The organism is Nocardiopsis sp. NPDC055879 (assembly GCF_053615935.1).
On sequence record NZ_JBSHCT010000004.1, the window covers coordinates 186,954 to 203,639 of the forward strand.

Below are 16,686 nucleotides of genomic sequence, written 5' to 3' on the forward strand. Positions count from 1 at the left end.
GCTCAGTCCACCTCACCGGCGAAGGTCACCGGCGGGTACAGCGGCACGAAGTCCTGGTCGTGGAACTCCACCGTGTACTGGAGTCGGGTTTCGTCCTCCTCGGCCCAGCAGTCCTCGTCCCAGGAACCGCTCTGCCCCGGTTCCAGGGTCTCGGGCGGCTTGACCTGCGAACCCAGGGCGGGCGCGCCCGACTCCCGGGGCGGATCGCCCACCTCGCAGGTGCGTGTCAACGAGCCGGTCTGCACGGGCTCGGGGCCGTCGTTGGAGACCTCCACCCGCCAGGACACGTACGGTAGGTCCTCCTCCTCGCCGCTGACCGGGTCGACCCCGCCCTCCTCCACCTCGCGCCGAAAGTCGCTCAGCCCGATGGTGAACCCGTCGCCGAAGTCGTGGGTCTCCTCCAGGTCCACGGTCACCGGGTCGAAGGTGGGAGTGGGCCGCAGGGTTTCCTGCGCGGTGGGTTCGGGTTCGGCCACGGGCGGCCCCATGGTGTTCCCGTGGGTGATCCACCCGGCGCCGAAGCCGACGATCAACGCGGCCACGGCGGCGACGACGGTGGCGATCCATCCGGTTCTGGTCATGCGCAGGGGGTCCTTCCCGGGGCCGGACGTCCGCCCGGCGTCATCGAAGACGGTACCGCACAGGGAGTGAGCACATGATCACGGCCCACCCCGGATACGCGATCGGACGTACCCGAACGCGACCCCGGGCCGACGCGGTGTCCCATGGCCGCCACGCACGATGGCGGCATGAACGTACATGATCGTCCCACCCCGGGCCTGTCCTTGCCGGCCCTGGTCCTCCTCGCGCTGATCGCCGCGCCGCGCGTGGTCCTGCACGATCTCGGTCTCATCCAGGAGGGCACCTTCGTCAACGCCCTGTTCGTGTTCGTGCCGCCCCTGGTGTGGATCGCGGTGGTCCTGTGGCGCCGCGTCCCCGACCCCTTCCGTACCCTCCTGGTGGTGGGAGTTCTGTACGGGGTGGTGCTCATGCTCGGCCACCAGCTCCTATGGACCGTCGCCCATGAGGGTGATCCGCCCACGCTCGGCGGTAACCTTGCCGACCTGTCCCCGTTGGTCCAGCAGGTCGTCATCCGGGTCTTCGCGGCCCTGAGCGGTCTGGTCACCGGTGCCGTCGTCGGCGCCGTCTGCGGACTGGTCGCCTGGGGCGTGAGCAAGGCCCTGCCGGAACCGGCGACCACGCGATAGGGCGGGTGAGCGCGCCTTCCGTCAGTTGACGGCGACCTCGACGCCGCCGGTGATCTCGACCAGCTCGCCGTGGGTGAGAGGGAAGACGGTGTTCGGGGTGCCGGCCGCCGCCCACAGCGTGGGGTATTCGGCCAGACCGGTGTCCACCACGGTCTCCACCGGCGCCGGGTGGGCGACGGGCGCGACCCCGCCGATCACCTGACCGGTCGCGGCCCGCACCTCCTTCGGCTCGGCCCTGCGGATCCTCTTCCTTCCCAGCCGCAGAGCGAGGAGGTCCACGTCCACCCGATGCCGTCCGCTGGTCATCACCAGCAGTGGTGCGTCGTCGGCCATGAACACCAGGCTGTTGGCGATCGCGCCGACCTCACAACCCAGGGCCCGCGCGGCCTCGGCGGCGGTACGGGTGGAGGCGGGCAGCTCCCGCACCCGTCCGGTCAGACCGAGCCCGTCCAGAACCTCGACCACACGGCGGCTTCGCTCGGGCAACGCTTCGACCTCGTCCATGGGGGAACCTCTCGTTTTCGACGTCGGCCGCAGGCTACCGCCCACCGGGGGAGTGGACCACCGAGTCACCCTCGGGAGTCGGGAAGCAGGTGGCGGTCGAAGCCGGCGGCGACCAGGCCATGGAAGGCCTCCCGGACGTCCTCGGGGACCGGTTGGGGGACGGCGAAGCCGCGTGCCGGGTACTCCATGACCCGCTGCAGGTCGCCGACCATGGTGTCCAGGACCAGCCGGTCGTCGCCCACGGTCGGCAGGTAGGCGTCGAAGTCGAGAGGGGCCGAGGCGTACAGGGTCTCCACCTCGGGCCACTGCTTGAGGACGGTGGCGTGGACGCGCCTCTCCATGTACGGCTTGCAAACGAACATCACCGTGGTCGGCGTGACCCCCTCGGAGTCGAGGAGGGCGCGACCGAGCCGGAGGTTCTCGCCGGTGTTGGTCGCCTCGGTCTCCATGAGGACCGCGGACCCCGGAACCCCCTGTTCGACGACCCGCTCGCGGTAGTGCACGGCCTCTCCACGAGGGAACCGGGACAGGGTGGTGGGACTGTTGGCGCCGGTGATGACCATCCGATCGAAGAACCCCAGCCGATACAGCTCGGCGGCCCGGTCGGCCACCCCGATGTCGTGGCTGCCCAGCACCACGGCCACGTCGCACCGGCGCGGCTCCTCACCCAAGCGCTGGTGGTCGTAGACGACCCTCGCCCAGCGTCGTACCTGTTCGGTCAGGTCCACCCTCGTCACCTCGGCCATGGCCGCAGCCTAGACCAGGACGGGCCCCGCCCGACGTTCGGCGGGGCCCGTGTCCCGGGGAGGGAGACCTCAGCAGACGCTGTCGCTCGGCTTGGGCACGCCCAGACCGAACAGGGTGCGGGCGCGCAGACCCGCCCAGGTGCCCGCCAGCGCGAAGACCGCCCACAGCCAGCCGTGCAGGCTGCCAGAGGAGATGCCCGCCAGGTAGGCGCCGATGTTGCAGCCGCCGGCCAGCCGTGCGCCGATGCCCATCAGGACACCGCCGACCAGGCCCGCGGCCACCAGGTTCCAGCTCAGGCCGGTGTGCACCTTCCAGGTGCCGGCGGCCGCGGCAGCGGCGGCGGCGCCCAGGATGATGCCGATGTTGGTGAGACTGTTCTTGTCCTGTAGGACCGGGCCGGCCAGTTGCTCGGCCTGACCGGGCTGGGACCAGAACGCCCAGGTCTCGGGGTGCAGGCCCAGCAGCTGGAGCCCCTTGGCGCCCCACAGGTTGAACGCCGAGGTGATGCCCCACGGCCCACCGGAGACCAGGAGGACGGCCGCGCCCAGCGCGGCCAGGATCAGGGCGCCGGCGATCAGCGGCCAGCTACCGCGCAGGACGCGGGCCCACCCCTGGGCCGAGGGTGGGGCGCCCACCGGCGGGGGAACCCGACGGTTCTGCACAGCGCGGGTGATGACGACCAGGGCGACCAACGCGGCGATGGTGATCGCCCACGAACCACCCCAGCCCACGTGGTCGGACAACAGCACCGGGGGCACCGAGGGCAGGACGGCCACCAGCGGCCAGGCCGCCGAGTAGATGACCGAACCCACGATGAACCCGAACAGGGTGATGAGGATGGCGGACTGTCCGGAGCCGACCGCGAACAGGGTGCCCGAGGCGCACGCGCCGCCGAGTTGCATCCCGATGCCGAACAGGAACGCGCCGGCGAACAGTGCGATGCCGATCGGCCCGGCCGACGGCCCCGGCTCGTTTCCGAACAGGCCGGTTCCGGTCCCGATGACCAGGGCGAACAGGGTGGCGGTGGTGCCGAGCAACACCGCGTGGGCGCGCAGCCCGGTGCCGTTGCCCACGGCCAGGAACTGGCGCCAGGCCGAGGTGAAACCGAACCGGGAGTGGAAGAGCGTGAAGCCCAGTCCCAGACCCAGGACCAGCAGGGTCGCGGGCAGGGCGCCGTGTTCGGACCACACGAACGCGGCCAGCCCGAGCGCGCCGATCAGGGCGATGGCCAGCGGCCACCGACGCACCGGTTCGGCCTCGGGTGCCTGAGGCGGTGGAACGGACAGGGTGGGGCGCCACCTCAGGGCCAGGGCGGGTGAGGACTCGACGGGATGGTCGACCTTATCGGTCTTTCCTACCGGAGTGGTGGGTGTTGAGGTCACGAAGAGACGTCCAGACATGACGGAGCGGGAGAAGGACCTACTGTGACCGGTGCCGTGTCGGCGCGCGGGACGGGGGATCGGGGTCAGCGCACGACGGAGCGGCACCGGCGGCGACAGAGGCCGTCATCGGTGCTCGTCAGCGACATGGAGATGAGCACCATGCGCAGGAAGCGTGCGGGACCGAGCATGGGAGCGATTGTAGGGCATGCCCCTGAACCGGAACACATAGCCCATGGCGGTAGCTATCGACAGCTATCGACCTATTTCGACATGGCCGGGACGGTGATCAGGAGCGCGGCGGGGGATGGCTCGGGGGTTCGGGGGCGTGGTGACGCCCCTTGGGTCTGGGCGGTTCCGTTCCAGGAGGGGGCGGCGTCCGCGGGAACGGGTCCGGGCGTCGGTGCGAACCCGGACGTGGCGCGGGCCCGGCCGACCACGGCTCGTCGGCGCGGCTTCGGATCATGGCCCAGATCAGGAAGAGCACGACCAGGGCGATCAGGGCCGAACTCGAATACGTCCACACCGGCTGCACGACGTTGTCGGTGAGGACGCGCGACGGAGTCCCCTCGACGGATTCCCCTCCCGGCCGTTCCAGGACGATCGAATGGATGATCCGCAGCACGTGGTGGGTCACGCCCAAGACCCCGTACAGGACCAGGAACAACGCGGCGACCAGGGCCGGCCCGCGTCCGCGCCCGGCGTTGCGGGAGCGCGCCAGGAGGACGATCGCGATGGCCGAGCAGCCCAGCGGCGGGAGGACGGCCAGAGCGGCGTAGACGAGCGCGGGCGTGATCATCGCAGGTCTCCGGGGGCGGGAGCGTGCCGAACGTTCGAGCCGGTGGCCGGCCCGCGCGTCGCGGCCAGGACCAGACACAGGACCCCGATGACCAGCGTGAACCAGGTCAGAAGGCTCACCGTGGTGGACGACCACAGCGGTAGGTCGATGTCGACGAATCCGAGGAACAGGACGTAGACGACCAGCTCCAGTACGCCTCCGACGATGATCAGGATCAGACCGGCGATGGCCGGCCATCGCCGATGCCGGGGGACCAGGCCCGACAGACACAGGGCCACGAACGCCACCACGGCGGGCAGGCCCATGAGTGCCATCGACACCACTGGCTGAAGGGACATCCGACAACTCCCCGGGAGGCGGCAGGGCCGACGCTCCGGGGCAGTGGAGCGCCCGAGGCGGCAGGGGCACGCGCGGCGATTCTAGACTCCCGAACGCTTCTCGGAACCCGAGTGGCCGAAGGTGGCCGTGGGGCCGGTCGATCCCGCGGCGGGTCAGTCCTGGGGGAGCAGTCTGATGGTGCCGTTGTCGGTGCGCGCGGTGATGGTGTTCTCGGACCGGTCGACGGTGTCCACCTCGGTCTCGATCTCCCCGTTGCCCACCGTCTCGAAGACCGCGTAGGGGCCGTCCGGCAGGAGGAGGGTGGCGTTCCCGTTGTTGGTGCTGACCTCCACCTCCGAGGGGCGGTCGGTGAAGGCGGCGTCGATGGTGCCGTTGTCGGTCGCCAACCGCGCGGTCTCGGCACCGACCCCGTCGAGCTCCATGTTCCCGTTGTCCGACGACAGGTCCAGCGGCCCGGTGGCGTCGAAGACCCGTACCGTTCCGTTGGCGCTGGTGACCTCCACACTGGAGGTGAATCCGGTGAGGGAGACGGGACCGTTGTCGGTGCTCACCGAAAGGGGGGTGGTGGCGGGGATCGCCACCTCGTAGCGCACGTCGCAGTCGGAGAAGACGGCGCAGTCCGAACCCAGGGTGAGGGTGTCACCCTCCATCCCCCATTCGCCGCCGGCCTGGCCGGACGCCTCTCGGGACACCCGTACCCGGTCACCATCGGTGGCGACGAGGTCGATCTCGGCGTTGCCGCCCTCCACGATCAGGGGTTCGGGCACCGTGTCGAAGACCTGTTCCTCCGCCTTCTGGGGGTCGCCGGCGCATCCCACCACCAGGGCCAGGGAGAAGGCGGCGACGACGGTGGTCAGGGTGCGCACGACCGGTCGGATCACGTGGTCTCCTCAGGTACGAGTGGTGCGTCCATGACCGAGACCCAGCATACCCACCGGTAGTGGAGAACCGGTGGACAGGGAGAGTGGACGGGGAGAAAGGGACGGGTCGCCCCCGGACACGAGAAAGGGGCCCACGGCGCGCCCGCGGGCCCCTGGAAGAGGGGGAAGGCTCAGGCCAGGTCGTAGACCCGCACGTAGTCCACCTTCATCTCCTGCGGGAACTCGGTGGTCTCGTCGGGGTAGCCGGGCCACTCGCCGCCCACGGCCACGTTCAAGATCATGAAGAACTCCTGGTCGTACACCCACTCACCGCCGACGTCCTCGGGGGTGATGGTGTTGAAGGGGACGCCGTCCACCGACCAGGTGATCGAGCCGGGCTCCCAGTCGATGGCGAAGACGTGGAAGTCGTCGGAGAAGTCGCCGCCCTCGGGGTGGTCGTAGGAGGCGCCCACTCCGCCGCCGCCCGAGTAGCCGGGGCCGTGCACGGTGCCGTGGACCGTGCCGACGTCGCTGCCGATGAACTCCATGATGTCGATCTCGCCGGAGTTCGGCCACTCGGTCTCGGGGAAGTCGGAGCCCAGCATCCAGAACGCCGGCCAGATGCCCTGTCCGCTGGGCAGTTGGACGCGGGCCTCGATACGGCCGTAGGCGTGCTCGACGTTGTTCTGGGTGGTCATACGTGCCGAGGTGTAGGAGCCGTCGTCTTCTTGCTGTGCCGTGATGACGAGGTTGCCGTCACCGTCGAGCGCGGAGTTCTCCCGGCTCTCGGTGTAGTTCTGCAACTCCTGGTTGCCCCAGCCGTGGTCACCGGTCTCGTGGTTCCAGTTGGCGGGGTCGGGTGCGTCGCCGGCCGCGCCGTCGAACTCGTCGGACCACACGAGCGCGCCAGGTTCGGCGGCCTCGGCCGAGGTCAGGGCGCTGTTGTCGGCGGTGTCGCCGCCGGTCCAGGTCAGGGCGGTGGCGGTGAGGGCCGCCGCGGCGCCCAGGCCCACGGTGGCGGTCAGGGTGTTCTTGGTGCGCTTGCGCATCCTTGTCTCCAAGGGGGATCGGGGCCTTCGGGCACCCTGGACACGCGCGTGCTAGCGGGTCGCGCGCGGTTCCGGCGGGTACTGACCCGAGACCGAGCTGAACAAGTGTTAAGTGACTGTAGGTGTGATTCCGCTGCGTCACAAGAGGGTTTCGGAGAGATTTTGGGATCGCTCCCACGGCGGGTTCCGATCGGATCGAAGTACCGCTCTGCTGTGACCGCAACGCCCCGTCGACACCTGCCCGAATCCGCCTCCTCCGACTCTCGCCGGGGCCGGAACCACCCCGCCATGATGACGACGGTCGCACCCACCGCGATGGACACCAGGACCGCCGAGAACACCCACTCCCGTGACCCCCACGGGCCGTAGACCCGATCGGCCGCGCCGGAGTCCACCGAGGCGACCTCGGCCCCGCTCGCGCAGTCGCTCCGCTGGGCGGCGTGCAACCGCACCGACCGCTCCTCCCCGGAATTCTCCGGGGTGAACGTCCCCTGACACACGCACGACTCGTGCCCCGGGTGCCGCACGCACGACAGCGACTCGGCCACGAACACACCCGGTGCGCCCTCGCCCCGAGCCGCGCGCACCCCCCGGTCCCAACCGGACAGTCCCACGTATCCCAGCAAACCCACCAGTACCAAAACCACCAGCGAGAACACGCTCGGTCGAGCCCTTCCCCAAGTCCGGAACAGGCTCCTCATCGTTTCGACCTCCCCAGGCGCAGGGACGCCGACGCCGCCAGTACGCACAGCGCGGCCGCCAACAGCCACACCGGTCCATAACCACCGCCCACGTCCCGCACCAGACCACCGACGACCGCCATGGCCCCCGCGCCCACCTGGTGCACCGCGTTCACCCAACCGAACACCACCGCCCCGTCCGCGCCGAACATCCGCCGGGCGAGCAGGATCGTCGGCGGAACCGTCGCCACGTCCAACAACCCGAACAGCACCACGAACACCACCATCGCCGGGCCCGCCTGCGGCCCCAACACCAGAGGCAACACCGCCAACAACACCGCCCGGCCGGCGTAGTAGGACGCCAATAACCACCGAGGATCGAACCTGTCCGACGACCAGCCGGAGGCGACCGTCCCCACCAGGGAGAACACCCCCACCGCCGAGACAAGGGCCGCGGCCGCCGTCACCGCCATGCCCTGGTCCTGGGCGGCCGGCACGAAGTGCGTCCACAACAGCCCGTTGGTGGTCGCCCCGCACACCGCGAAGGTCGCGGCCAACAACCAGAACCGCCGATCGCGCACCGAGGTGGACAACACCCGCAACGTTCGGGCCGACGCGCCCCTCTCCGGTGCGGGACGGGCGATCGGCCCCGCCGCGCCATAGGGCACGAGCCCCACGTCGGCCGGGTGGTCACGCAGCACCAAAGCGGCCAGGACCGCCAACACCACGGCGGTCAACGCCAAACCCACCACCGCCGGCCGCCAGGAGTGCTGGTCCACCACCCAGGCCAGCGCCGGTAGGAACACCATCTGACCGAACGCGCTCGCCCCGGTCAACGCGCCCACCACCAGGCCACGCCGTGCCACGAACCAACGTTGGGCCACCGTGGCGGCGAAGGTCATCGACAGTGATCCCGTCCCGGCGCCCACCAGCAGCCCCCAGTACAGGGTGAACTGCCAGGCCTGCGACATCAGCGTGGTCAGGGCCGCTCCCACCGCGACCAGCACCAGCGCCACCAGCGCCACGCGACGCAGCCCGAACCGGTCCATCCACGCCGCCGCGAAGGGGGCGACCAACCCGTACAGCACCATGTTCACCGACGCGGCCAGGCCGATCTCGGCTCGCGACCACCGGTACTCGGTCCGTAGTGGTTCGGTGAGCAGGCCGGGCATGGTCGCGAAGGCTGCCGCGCCCGTGATGACCAGCCCGGCCACCAGAGCCATCGACCAGGCCCGGCGCGGTCGGACGGGGGAGGGAACGTGTGTCGTCGTCTGCATGGACCCAGGTTCCTTCGCCGGATCCCACCGTCGACAGTGGCCCGAAAGCCAATAAGTGAAAGGATCGGGCCATGAGCGTATTCCGGCACCCCGAACGCCACCCGGTCGCCGTCCTGGCCCGCCAAGGACTGCTCTCCTTCGAGGCCGCTGCCGTGCACCGTCTGTTCGGCCAGGCCCGCGACCCCGACGGTTCGCCCCTGTACGAGGTGCGTACCTGTGCCCTGGAACCCGGTCCGATCCGTGCCGACGCCGACTTCCGCGTCCTCGTCGACCACGGCCCCGAAGCCCTGGCCCAGGCCGCCACCGTCGTACTTCCCGCCGCCGACGAGGACTACGGAGAACGCCCCCACGACCCCCTCTCCCCGGACCTGGCCGCCGCCCTGGAACTCATCCCCGCCACCGCGCGCGTGGCCTCCATCTGCACCGGCGCGTTCGTGCTCGCCGCCGCCGGGATGCTGGACGGCTGCCGGGTCACCACCCACTGGCGTTCGGTCGGATACTTCCGCGCCATGTACCCGCACATCGAACTCGACCCGGACGTGCTCTACACCGACAACGGCCGACACCTCACCGCCGCCGGGGTGGCCTCCGGTATCGACCTGTGTCTGCACATGATCCGGTGCGACCACGGCGCGGCCGTCGCCAACGAGGTGGCACGTGGCACGGTCGTCCCACCGCACCGCGAGGGCGGCCAGGCCCAGTACATCCGGCGCCCCCTGCCCGAACCCGGCCGCGCCGCCACGGCCGCGGCCCGTACCTGGGCGCTGGAACACCTGGACGAACAGCCCGGGCTTCGACAGATGGCCGACCACGCGGCGATGAGCGTGCGCACCTTCACCCGTCGCTTCCGCGACGAGACCGGGCTGTCCCCGGGGCGTTGGCTGGCCGAGCAACGCCTGGATCTGGCCAAGCACCTGCTGGAGGGTTCGGACCTGCCGGTGGACCGGATCGCCGAACGCGCGGGCTTCGGTACCGGGGCGTCCCTGCGCCTGCACATGCAGCAGGCGCTCGGGGTGCCCCCCAGCGCCTACCGACGCACCTTCCGCGGCACTCCTTGAGTTCGGTCAGCCCGCCCGGACCAGGGCCTCCGGGCTCGGTGGGGAGGCCAGGAGTTCCTCGGGCGCGGTCAGGTACCAGGCCTCCAGGGCGAGCTCGCTGAGCTCGTCCACGTCGATGCGGTCCAGGTGCACCACCACCCAGCCGAACCCGCCCGCGGTGAACTGCGCCTCGAACACGTCGGGGCGTTCGGCGACCAGCGCGGCCTGTTCGATGAGGGTCTGCTTGAGCCCGACGGTGGCGGTGTCCGGCCACAGGTATCCGAACGGTTTCTCGCGCACCCGGAAGGTCGTGTAACGCCGCGACTCGGTACCGGTGCACTCCGGAAGCGCGCGCACCAACCGCAGGAACCGTTCGATCTCAACACCCATGGGATGAGACAACCACATCCCACCGACACCGGCGCCACCACGTCCGTGGCGCCCGCTCAGGTGGTGGCGCCGAACCAGCGGGGGAGTGCTTCGGACAGTCCCTCCGGGTCCTCGCCGACCCACACCACGTGGCCGTCCGGTCGCAACAGCGCGGCCGGTACGTCCAGCGCGCCGGCGGGAGCGACGACGCGGCCGACCCGGTCCTGCCACCCCTTGACAGAGAGCCCGCCGGTGGCGTCCACCAACAGCCCGCGGCCATCGCGCATGTGTTCGAATAGCCGTCCCTGTTCCAACTCCACGTCCCTCAGCCGCCGACCGAGCAGCCGGTGTCCCTCCCCGACGTCGTAGCGGACCCCGATCGCGGTGATCCGCTCGATGAGCAACCGGTTGGCCTCCTCCAGGTCCATCAGGTCCGAGACCAGCCGACGCACCGCCTGCGAGCCGGCGTCCTGGTTCATCAGCACCCCCTGCGCGCGGGTGCTGTCCAACACGGTCTCGGCCACCGGACGGCGTTCGCTCTCGTAACCGTCGAGCAGCCCCTGCGGTGCCCATCCCCGGAGTTCGGCGGCCAGCTTCCATCCCAGGTTGAACGCGTCCTGTACGCCCAGGTTGAGTCCCTGTCCGCCCAGCGGCGGATGCACGTGCGCAGAGTCACCGGCCAGCAGCACCCGATCGACCCGGTACTTCTCGGCCAACCTGGTGGCGTCCCCGAAACGGGAGAGCCACCGGGGCGAGTGCGCGCCGAAATCCGTGCCGGCGGTCGCCCGCAACGCCCCGCGCAGCTCCGCCAAGGTCGGCGGGACGGACCGGTCCTGGGCCATCCGCTCCGCCGGGACGACGATCCGGAACACCTCGTCCGACGCGGGCCCCACACCGAAACGCGGTCGGGTCTCCCGAACCCGGGTGACCACCGCCATCACCTCGTCCATGGGCATGGTCAACCGCGCCTCGCCCAGGAGCCATTCGCTTGCGGCGGGTTCACCAGGAAAGCCGATCCCGAGCAGCTTGCGCACCGTGCTCCGACCGCCGTCGCAGCCCACCAGGTAGCGCGACCGCAACCGTGAGCCGTCGTCCAGGATCGCGGTGACGCCGTCCTCGCCCTGCTCCAGGTCGACCAGCGCCCGGCCGCGCCGGACCGGCACGTCCAGCTCCTCGGCGTGCTCCCTCAACAACCGCTCCGTGATGGTCTGTGGGATGCCGAGGATGTAGGGGTGCGCGGTGTCCAGCCCCTCCGGAGCCGGTTTGGCGATCCCCGCGTACACCGCCCCCAACGGATACCGCCGCCCCTCCTGGAGGAACCGCTCCAGCAGGCCGCGCTGGTCCATGATCTCGACGCTGCGCACGTGTAACCCGAGCCCGCGCACCACCTTCGTGGGTTCGGTGTCCCGTTCCACCACGAGCACCTGAATCCCGCGCATCCGCAACTCCGCGGCCAGCATGAATCCGGTCGGTCCGCCACCCACCACGATCACATCGAACATGAGCCCCCCATCGATATTCGGCCCACACATCCTCGCCATGGACCCGTGCCGGGGCAATCCCGATCCCCGACCGGTATCGGTCAGGTCAGACAGGAACAAGGGGGGACGATCGCGCAGGCCAGCGTCATCGTGACCGTGAACGCGAGAGGGGCCGCGACCAGCAGGCCCGCGAACACCGAACGTGCCCAGACCAGGGCGCGCGGACAGCTCGGCGAAGGCGCGACCTGGCGCCGCACCCGCTCGATCGGGCAGGCGCCACCGATGGACAGTGTCGCGGCACCACGCCCGTCCTGGGCATCGGCGAGTCGCCCCAGCGCGTGTGCCAGTGGCCCGACCCCCACACGGCGCACGGCGCGATCGTCGGCGGCCCACTCGACCAGGACGGACACACGCCGGGAGGCCTCCCGCAGTAGCGGAACCCCCGGAAAGGCCCGGTCCAGCAGGCCCACCCAGCCGACCAACAGGTGGTGGCCACCGGCCAGGTGGGCGCTCTCGTGCTCCAACACGGCCAGCGTCTGGCGCGGGGTCAGGGCCTCCAGGGCCCCGCTGGTGATGACGATCCGGCCACCGTCACCGGGCACGCAGTAGGCGCTGAGCCGGCTCGAAGGCACCAGCCACACGCGGTGCCCGTACAGGACGTGGCGCACCGCGCCCTCGCTCAGTTCCCGGTGGTGTCCACGCCGCCAGGACCGACCGGACCGCCCGCGCAGCAAACCGGTCCACGTCAGTCGGGCGACGGCGAGCAGGGCCAGGGCCAGGGCCGTCCCGACGAACCCCACCGCGCCGGGCCCCTGACCCTCCAGCGCTTGGAAGAGGTTCACGCACATGGCGATGAGGCCCTTGACCGACGGACCCAGGAGTTCGGCGGCGGCCACCACGGTCAGGGCCGCGCACGAGAGCAGCCACACGGCGCTCGCCCCCACCCACAGCCCAAGCTCGCCGCGTGGCCCTGGGCCACAGTTCGTGGTGGCGCGACGCAGGACGTCGGGGCCCTTGACGCTGAGCACGACCACGGCGCACACCGCCACGAACGACCAGATCACGGCCCCTCCTCGGGGTGCTCGGCCAACAGCGCGCGCAGGGTGCGCACCTCCTCGGGGCTCATGCCGTCGACGAACCGCAGGAGCGTGGCCCCGGCGTCCCGGCCGTCCTCCAGGGCGTCGCGCATCCTTTCGGCCGCGTGGGTGGGGCGATCGCTCAGCGGTTGGTAGAACCAGAGGCGTCCCAGCCGCTCACGCCGCACCCACCCCTTGCGGCGCAGGTTCTCCAGAACGGTGGAGATCGTCGTGTAGGCGATTCCCTCACGTGGGAGGGAGTCCAGCACCTGGCGAACGCTCATGGGGGAGGGAGAGGCCCACAAAGCCTCCATGACCTCTGATTCCAACGACCCAAGGCCCGTGAGCATGGCACCCGTCTCCCGTGGACTCCACCGCGGCGTCCGCCGCGCCTTCGTGGGATTCTATCCACCATAGAAGACGTCGCGTCAGGAGGAGTTGTCGTTCAATCCACGGGAAGCGCGGCGAACACCCGCGACTCGTCGGCGGTGGTGACCTCCACCAGGGCCGGGCCCGATTCGAGCGCGGCGGCGGGCGGTTCGGCGGAACCCTCCCACTCCTGGTCCACCGACCCGGTCCGTACGTCGAGGGCCTGGTGCGTGTCCGCGTCATCGAGGTAGAGGGTGGCGCCGGCCGCCCCACGCATACGCGCGTCCGGACCCACCTCGTGCCGCCAGAGCGGGGCGTCCCCCTCGTCTGTCACCACCTGCACGCTCGACGTACCGAGGACCGCCGTACGACCGTGCCCGACCTCCAGGGTCCGGGGTTCCTGATCCGGAGTGAGGGTGAGGAGCCGATCACCGGTCCGCAGGTCGTGCACCGTGTACAGCAGGGGTTCTTCGTCCTCGTCGTCGGAAGCGGCGGTCCACACGAGCGTGACCGCCGCCGTGGAGTCATCGGCGGGGCGAGGCCCGTAACCGACCCGGACGTCCGTGGTGTCCAGCTCCGCGGGGATCTCCAGGTCGGTGTGGTCCCACAGGTCCGCGCCGGTGCCGTCGACCGCCCGAAGCGCCTCGTCGCGGTGGACCAACAACAGGCCGTGGTATTCGTGCAGGACCGCCTCGTCCTGATTCTCGTCGGCTACCACCGCGCCCGTGCCCGGATGCAGGGCGACCTTGGGGCCGGTGTGGTCGCTCATGACGCTCCCCTGGATCGCGGCGAACACCAACCCCGGACCCACCAACGTGCCAGGAACGTCCACCGGACCCCACACGAGTTCACCGTCGTCCGGTCGGAAGGCCGACGCCGTGGTCCTGGTGGCCAGGAAACCCCCGTCCGGATCCTTCTCCTTGTCCAGCAGCACCACCAGCTCGGAACCGTCGTCCGGGTCACGGATGATGGTGAACCCGGTGCACTCGGGGTCGCGTTCGGCCGACCACCGGGTCCGGCCGGTGTGATCGACCCCCAGGAACTCGACCGCGCCACCCTCCCGCTCCTGGTACACCCCGATGAACATCGACTCGGTGGCCTTGGGCTCGGAGGAGAACGGTGCCGCCCACAGTGGGGCGCCCCGCAGAGGTCGGGGGAGTGCGTCGGAGATTTCCGGCGGCGGGAGCGCGGGGTCATCGCGCGGCACCGTGTCGGACCCCTCCGAGACCGGTGCCGCGCAGGCGCTCAGGAACAGCACCGCGGCGGTCACGATGACGCCGCACCCCTTCGTCGACGGCATGATCAGCCCTTCTCGGAGGTCTCGTGGCTCTCGGCCTCGGTTTCGCGAGCACGGGTCCTGGCCCGCCAGGTGAACACGAGCAGTGCGCCGACCACGACCGCTCCCAGGACCAAGGCGATGAGGTCGGTCATCGAACCCAGACGGGAGAGCGATTTCTGCGCGCGGTAGGCGAGCTGTTCCGCTCCCGCCATCCCGGGCAGGCCCATCATGGACGCGGTGCCGTCGAAGGCGATGAAGAGCACGCCGATCCCGATGAACAGGCCGCCGCTCAGCAACGCGGTGGTGTGCGTGGTCAGGGGGCCCAAGCGCACCGATCGGCCGCGCAGCCATCGGCGGTGACCCAGGTCGTAGCGGTCCCACAGCAGGGCCAGCACGAACATGGGCAGGACCATGCCCAGCGCGTAGGCGGCCATGAGGAACATGCCGCGCAGCGGGGTGCCGGTGGCCGCGACTGTCAGGACCGCGCCCAGGATCGGTCCGGAACAGAAACCCGCCAGTCCGTAGACGGCGCCCAGACCGAGCACCGACAGATGCCCCCGCCCAGCGGCGAACCGGCCCTGGGCCCGCGCCAGTGGCGCCCAGGTGAACCCCAGCCCCAGGATCTGCAGGACACCGAAGCCGATGATGACGGCGCCCGCCACGTTGATCAGTGTTTCCCGGTGGCCGTAGAACAGCATGCTGACCATGGCCGACCCCGCCCCGAGCGGGATCAGGGTCAGGCACAACCCGGCGTAGAAGACCGAGGTGCGCAACAGGAGCCGGCCCGGGTCACGGAAGGCGTAGGCGAAGAACGAGGGCAGCAGCAGCGCACTGCACGGGCTGAGCAGGGCCAACACGCCGCCCAGCATCGCCGCGAGGAATCCGATGTCCATCTCCGCTCACCCCTCGGCCGCGGTCAGCGCGGTGTCGATGCTGTCGACGAACACCGACAGGGGTTGGGCGCCCATCACCGGATCCCCGTTGATGATGAAGGCCGGGGTACCGGACACCCCGATCTGTTGGCCCTCGAGAAAGTCGGCGTCGATCCTGGTCAGCAGTTCCTCGTCCTGGATGTCCGCGTCGAAGCGTTCCAGGTCCACGCCGATGTCGTCGACGATCTCCCGCAGGTCGCCTTCGGGGTCGGAGGACGACTTCAGTTCCTCCTGCCGCGCGAACACCGCCTCGTGGTACTCCCAGAAGGCGTCCTGCTCGGCGACGGCCAGCGCGCCCGCGGAGAGATCACGGGCCAGATCACCCAGGTAGGGGAACTCGCGCCACTCGATCCGCAGGTCACCGGACTCGACATAGCGTTCCACCAGTTCGGGTTGGGTCTCCTGGGCCCAGGTGGCACAGTAAGGACAGGTGAAGTCGGAGTAGGCGACCATCACCACCGGGGCGTCCTCCTCACCCAGGGCGGCGGGGTCGTCGGCCTCGCGCCGGGCCAGGCTCTGCCCCCACTCCCGTTGCTCCTCGCCGATCCGGTTCTCGGCCGGTGGTTCCGCCCGGGAGGCGTTCGCGCCTCCGTCACCGGGATCCTCCTCCAGGGTGAGGCCGATGGCCACCGCCAGGACGACGGCGAGCAGTACCGCGCCGGCCAGCAGCAACGGCCCGGTGGTGGACGCCTTCGCTTGTGGGGGCATGGGGCACCTCTGCTTTCTATGCTCGATAGAAAGTACTCTATGCTCCATAGAAACACGTGGGAAACGGGGGTGCCTCCCCGGTCGATCGAAGGGACGTCGCATGCGCGCATGGGGACTTCGACAGTGGGGCGTGGCGGCCCTGGGCACGGCCGCCACCCTGCTCCTGCTCGGACTGCCCGCAGTCCTCATCCCGAACGGACTGTTCGCTCGGGAGATCGAGCCGACCTGGTGGTCCTACCCGGTCTGGATCGCCACCTCGCTCCTGTCCGGCCTGGTCATGGCGACCTACGTGCGCGGCACGTCGGAGGTGGCGGAGACGAGCGGCGATCGCGACGGGGGACGAGGGCTCGTGGGCGCGGCCCTCGCGTGGTTCGCGATCGGCTGCCCGGTCTGCAACAAACTCGTCCTGTTGGCCCTGGGAACGAGCGGCGCCATGGCCTGGTTCGCCCCGCTGCAACCACTGCTCGCGGTCGCCGGCATGGTGCTCCTGGCCTGGGCCCTGCGATCCCGCCTACGCGCCGCGAACTCCTGCCCGACCCCGGCCCGGGCCGACTGACGCCAATATCCGATTGCCTCCGCGGCCACCGGTCCGA

General features: G+C 70.4%; 19 protein-coding genes. 3 read left to right on the plus strand and 16 right to left on the minus strand.

The genetic code is table 11. The annotated features are described in order from the left end of the window. Window positions 1-2: 2 nt before the first annotated feature. Complete coding sequence (locus ACWGKS_RS06300) at window positions 3-581, minus strand: hypothetical protein (RefSeq protein WP_452454909.1); 579 nt, start codon at window positions 579-581, stop codon at window positions 3-5. A 168-nt stretch (window positions 582-749) separates the two neighbouring features. Here ACWGKS_RS06300 and ACWGKS_RS06305 point away from each other — a divergent pair, with 168 nt between their 5' ends. Then, on the plus strand, window positions 750-1,208 hold the full coding sequence (locus ACWGKS_RS06305; protein WP_452454910.1) for a hypothetical protein: 459 nt from the start codon (window positions 750-752) through the stop codon (window positions 1,206-1,208). 21 nt (window positions 1,209-1,229) lie between these two features. Here ACWGKS_RS06305 and ACWGKS_RS06310 read toward each other — a convergent pair whose 3' ends face one another. From ACWGKS_RS06310 to ACWGKS_RS06345, 8 genes are all read right to left on the minus strand, one after another. Beyond that, entirely contained in the window at window positions 1,230-1,712 is a 483-nt protein-coding gene (locus tag ACWGKS_RS06310) for a YbaK/EbsC family protein (protein WP_452454911.1), read from the minus strand. A 65-nt stretch (window positions 1,713-1,777) separates the two neighbouring features. After that, window positions 1,778-2,458, minus strand: coding sequence for a YdcF family protein (locus tag ACWGKS_RS06315; protein ID WP_452454912.1), 681 nt, complete (start codon window positions 2,456-2,458; stop codon window positions 1,778-1,780). Between the two features lie 69 nt (window positions 2,459-2,527). Next, a complete protein-coding gene (locus ACWGKS_RS06320) occupies window positions 2,528-3,841 on the minus strand; it encodes a YeeE/YedE family protein (protein ID WP_358512445.1) in 1,314 nt (437 codons plus the stop codon). Window positions 3,842-4,127: 286 nt separating this feature from the next. Continuing rightward, a complete protein-coding gene (locus tag ACWGKS_RS06325) occupies window positions 4,128-4,637 on the minus strand; it encodes a hypothetical protein (protein WP_358512448.1) in 510 nt (169 codons plus the stop codon). Beyond that, a complete protein-coding gene (locus ACWGKS_RS06330) occupies window positions 4,634-4,975 on the minus strand; it encodes a hypothetical protein (RefSeq protein ID WP_358512451.1) in 342 nt (113 codons plus the stop codon). Before ACWGKS_RS06330 ends, ACWGKS_RS06325 begins: the two co-directional genes overlap by 4 nt. Before the next feature lie 153 nt (window positions 4,976-5,128). After that, window positions 5,129-5,857 carry a DUF4097 family beta strand repeat-containing protein gene (locus tag ACWGKS_RS06335; RefSeq protein ID WP_358512454.1) on the minus strand — a complete coding sequence of 243 codons (729 nt, stop codon included), beginning with the start codon at window positions 5,855-5,857 and terminating at the stop codon, window positions 5,129-5,131. A 170-nt stretch (window positions 5,858-6,027) separates the two neighbouring features. Beyond that, window positions 6,028-6,885, minus strand: a complete 858-nt coding sequence (locus ACWGKS_RS06340) for a glycoside hydrolase family 16 protein (RefSeq protein WP_358515309.1) — start codon at window positions 6,883-6,885, stop codon at window positions 6,028-6,030. Between the two features lie 697 nt (window positions 6,886-7,582). Further along, a complete protein-coding gene (locus tag ACWGKS_RS06345; protein WP_358515315.1) occupies window positions 7,583-8,842 on the minus strand; it encodes an MFS transporter in 1,260 nt (419 codons plus the stop codon). 71 nt (window positions 8,843-8,913) lie between these two features. Between ACWGKS_RS06345 and ACWGKS_RS06350 the strand changes: the two genes are divergently transcribed. Next, on the plus strand, window positions 8,914-9,900 hold the full coding sequence (locus ACWGKS_RS06350) for a GlxA family transcriptional regulator (RefSeq protein ID WP_358515318.1): 987 nt from the start codon (window positions 8,914-8,916) through the stop codon (window positions 9,898-9,900). A 6-nt stretch (window positions 9,901-9,906) separates the two neighbouring features. Here the strand turns inward: ACWGKS_RS06350 and ACWGKS_RS06355 are convergent, their stop codons facing one another. The 7 genes from ACWGKS_RS06355 to ACWGKS_RS06385 form a co-directional block, all read right to left on the minus strand. Further along, window positions 9,907-10,269, minus strand: a complete 363-nt coding sequence (locus tag ACWGKS_RS06355) for an MmcQ/YjbR family DNA-binding protein (protein ID WP_358515321.1) — start codon at window positions 10,267-10,269, stop codon at window positions 9,907-9,909. A gap of 56 nt (window positions 10,270-10,325) precedes the next feature. Next, window positions 10,326-11,750 carry a rifampin monooxygenase gene (gene rox, locus ACWGKS_RS06360; protein WP_358515323.1) on the minus strand — a complete coding sequence of 475 codons (1,425 nt, stop codon included), beginning with the start codon at window positions 11,748-11,750 and terminating at the stop codon, window positions 10,326-10,328. Between the two features lie 80 nt (window positions 11,751-11,830). Beyond that, window positions 11,831-12,793: a M56 family metallopeptidase gene (locus ACWGKS_RS06365; protein ID WP_358515326.1), complete on the minus strand. Its 963-nt coding sequence runs from the start codon at window positions 12,791-12,793 to the stop codon at window positions 11,831-11,833. Then, window positions 12,790-13,155 (minus strand): BlaI/MecI/CopY family transcriptional regulator, encoded by a 366-nt coding sequence (locus ACWGKS_RS06370; protein WP_358515329.1) that lies wholly within the window; start codon window positions 13,153-13,155, stop codon window positions 12,790-12,792. Before ACWGKS_RS06370 ends, ACWGKS_RS06365 begins: the two co-directional genes overlap by 4 nt. A 95-nt stretch (window positions 13,156-13,250) precedes the next feature. Further along, window positions 13,251-14,474, minus strand: a complete 1,224-nt coding sequence (locus ACWGKS_RS06375; protein ID WP_358515332.1) for a pyrroloquinoline quinone biosynthesis protein — start codon at window positions 14,472-14,474, stop codon at window positions 13,251-13,253. A gap of 2 nt (window positions 14,475-14,476) precedes the next feature. Next, window positions 14,477-15,346: a cytochrome c biogenesis CcdA family protein gene (locus ACWGKS_RS06380; protein ID WP_358515335.1), complete on the minus strand. Its 870-nt coding sequence runs from the start codon at window positions 15,344-15,346 to the stop codon at window positions 14,477-14,479. 6 nt (window positions 15,347-15,352) lie between these two features. Further along, window positions 15,353-16,093 (minus strand): DsbA family protein, encoded by a 741-nt coding sequence (locus ACWGKS_RS06385; protein ID WP_358515338.1) that lies wholly within the window; start codon window positions 16,091-16,093, stop codon window positions 15,353-15,355. A gap of 100 nt (window positions 16,094-16,193) precedes the next feature. Here ACWGKS_RS06385 and ACWGKS_RS06390 point away from each other — a divergent pair, with 100 nt between their 5' ends. Beyond that, complete coding sequence (locus ACWGKS_RS06390) at window positions 16,194-16,649, plus strand: hypothetical protein (RefSeq protein ID WP_358515341.1); 456 nt, start codon at window positions 16,194-16,196, stop codon at window positions 16,647-16,649. The last annotated feature ends 37 nt before the right edge of the window (window positions 16,650-16,686 follow it).

Excerpts from the sequence above, each read along its gene's own strand:
- ACWGKS_RS06390 (WP_358515341.1), top strand. The coding sequence starts at position 16,194 with ATGCGCGCATGGGGACTTCGACAGTGGGGCGTGGCGGCCCTGGGCACG.
- ACWGKS_RS06385 (WP_358515338.1), bottom strand. The coding sequence starts at position 16,093 with ATGCCCCCACAAGCGAAGGCGTCCACCACCGGGCCGTTGCTGCTGGCC.
- ACWGKS_RS06325 (WP_358512448.1), bottom strand. The coding sequence starts at position 4,637 with ATGATCACGCCCGCGCTCGTCTACGCCGCTCTGGCCGTCCTCCCGCCG.
- ACWGKS_RS06305 (WP_452454910.1), top strand. The coding sequence starts at position 750 with ATGAACGTACATGATCGTCCCACCCCGGGCCTGTCCTTGCCGGCCCTG.
- ACWGKS_RS06310 (WP_452454911.1), bottom strand. The coding sequence starts at position 1,712 with ATGGACGAGGTCGAAGCGTTGCCCGAGCGAAGCCGCCGTGTGGTCGAG.
- ACWGKS_RS06370 (WP_358515329.1), bottom strand. The coding sequence starts at position 13,155 with ATGCTCACGGGCCTTGGGTCGTTGGAATCAGAGGTCATGGAGGCTTTG.
- rox (WP_358515323.1), bottom strand. The coding sequence starts at position 11,750 with ATGTTCGATGTGATCGTGGTGGGTGGCGGACCGACCGGATTCATGCTG.
- ACWGKS_RS06300 (WP_452454909.1), bottom strand. The coding sequence starts at position 581 with ATGACCAGAACCGGATGGATCGCCACCGTCGTCGCCGCCGTGGCCGCG.
- ACWGKS_RS06315 (WP_452454912.1), bottom strand. The coding sequence starts at position 2,458 with ATGGCCGAGGTGACGAGGGTGGACCTGACCGAACAGGTACGACGCTGG.
- ACWGKS_RS06380 (WP_358515335.1), bottom strand. The coding sequence starts at position 15,346 with ATGGACATCGGATTCCTCGCGGCGATGCTGGGCGGCGTGTTGGCCCTG.
- ACWGKS_RS06340 (WP_358515309.1), bottom strand. The coding sequence starts at position 6,885 with ATGCGCAAGCGCACCAAGAACACCCTGACCGCCACCGTGGGCCTGGGC.
- ACWGKS_RS06330 (WP_358512451.1), bottom strand. The coding sequence starts at position 4,975 with ATGTCCCTTCAGCCAGTGGTGTCGATGGCACTCATGGGCCTGCCCGCC.
- ACWGKS_RS06350 (WP_358515318.1), top strand. The coding sequence starts at position 8,914 with ATGAGCGTATTCCGGCACCCCGAACGCCACCCGGTCGCCGTCCTGGCC.
- ACWGKS_RS06355 (WP_358515321.1), bottom strand. The coding sequence starts at position 10,269 with ATGGGTGTTGAGATCGAACGGTTCCTGCGGTTGGTGCGCGCGCTTCCG.
- ACWGKS_RS06345 (WP_358515315.1), bottom strand. The coding sequence starts at position 8,842 with ATGCAGACGACGACACACGTTCCCTCCCCCGTCCGACCGCGCCGGGCC.
- ACWGKS_RS06375 (WP_358515332.1), bottom strand. The coding sequence starts at position 14,474 with ATGCCGTCGACGAAGGGGTGCGGCGTCATCGTGACCGCCGCGGTGCTG.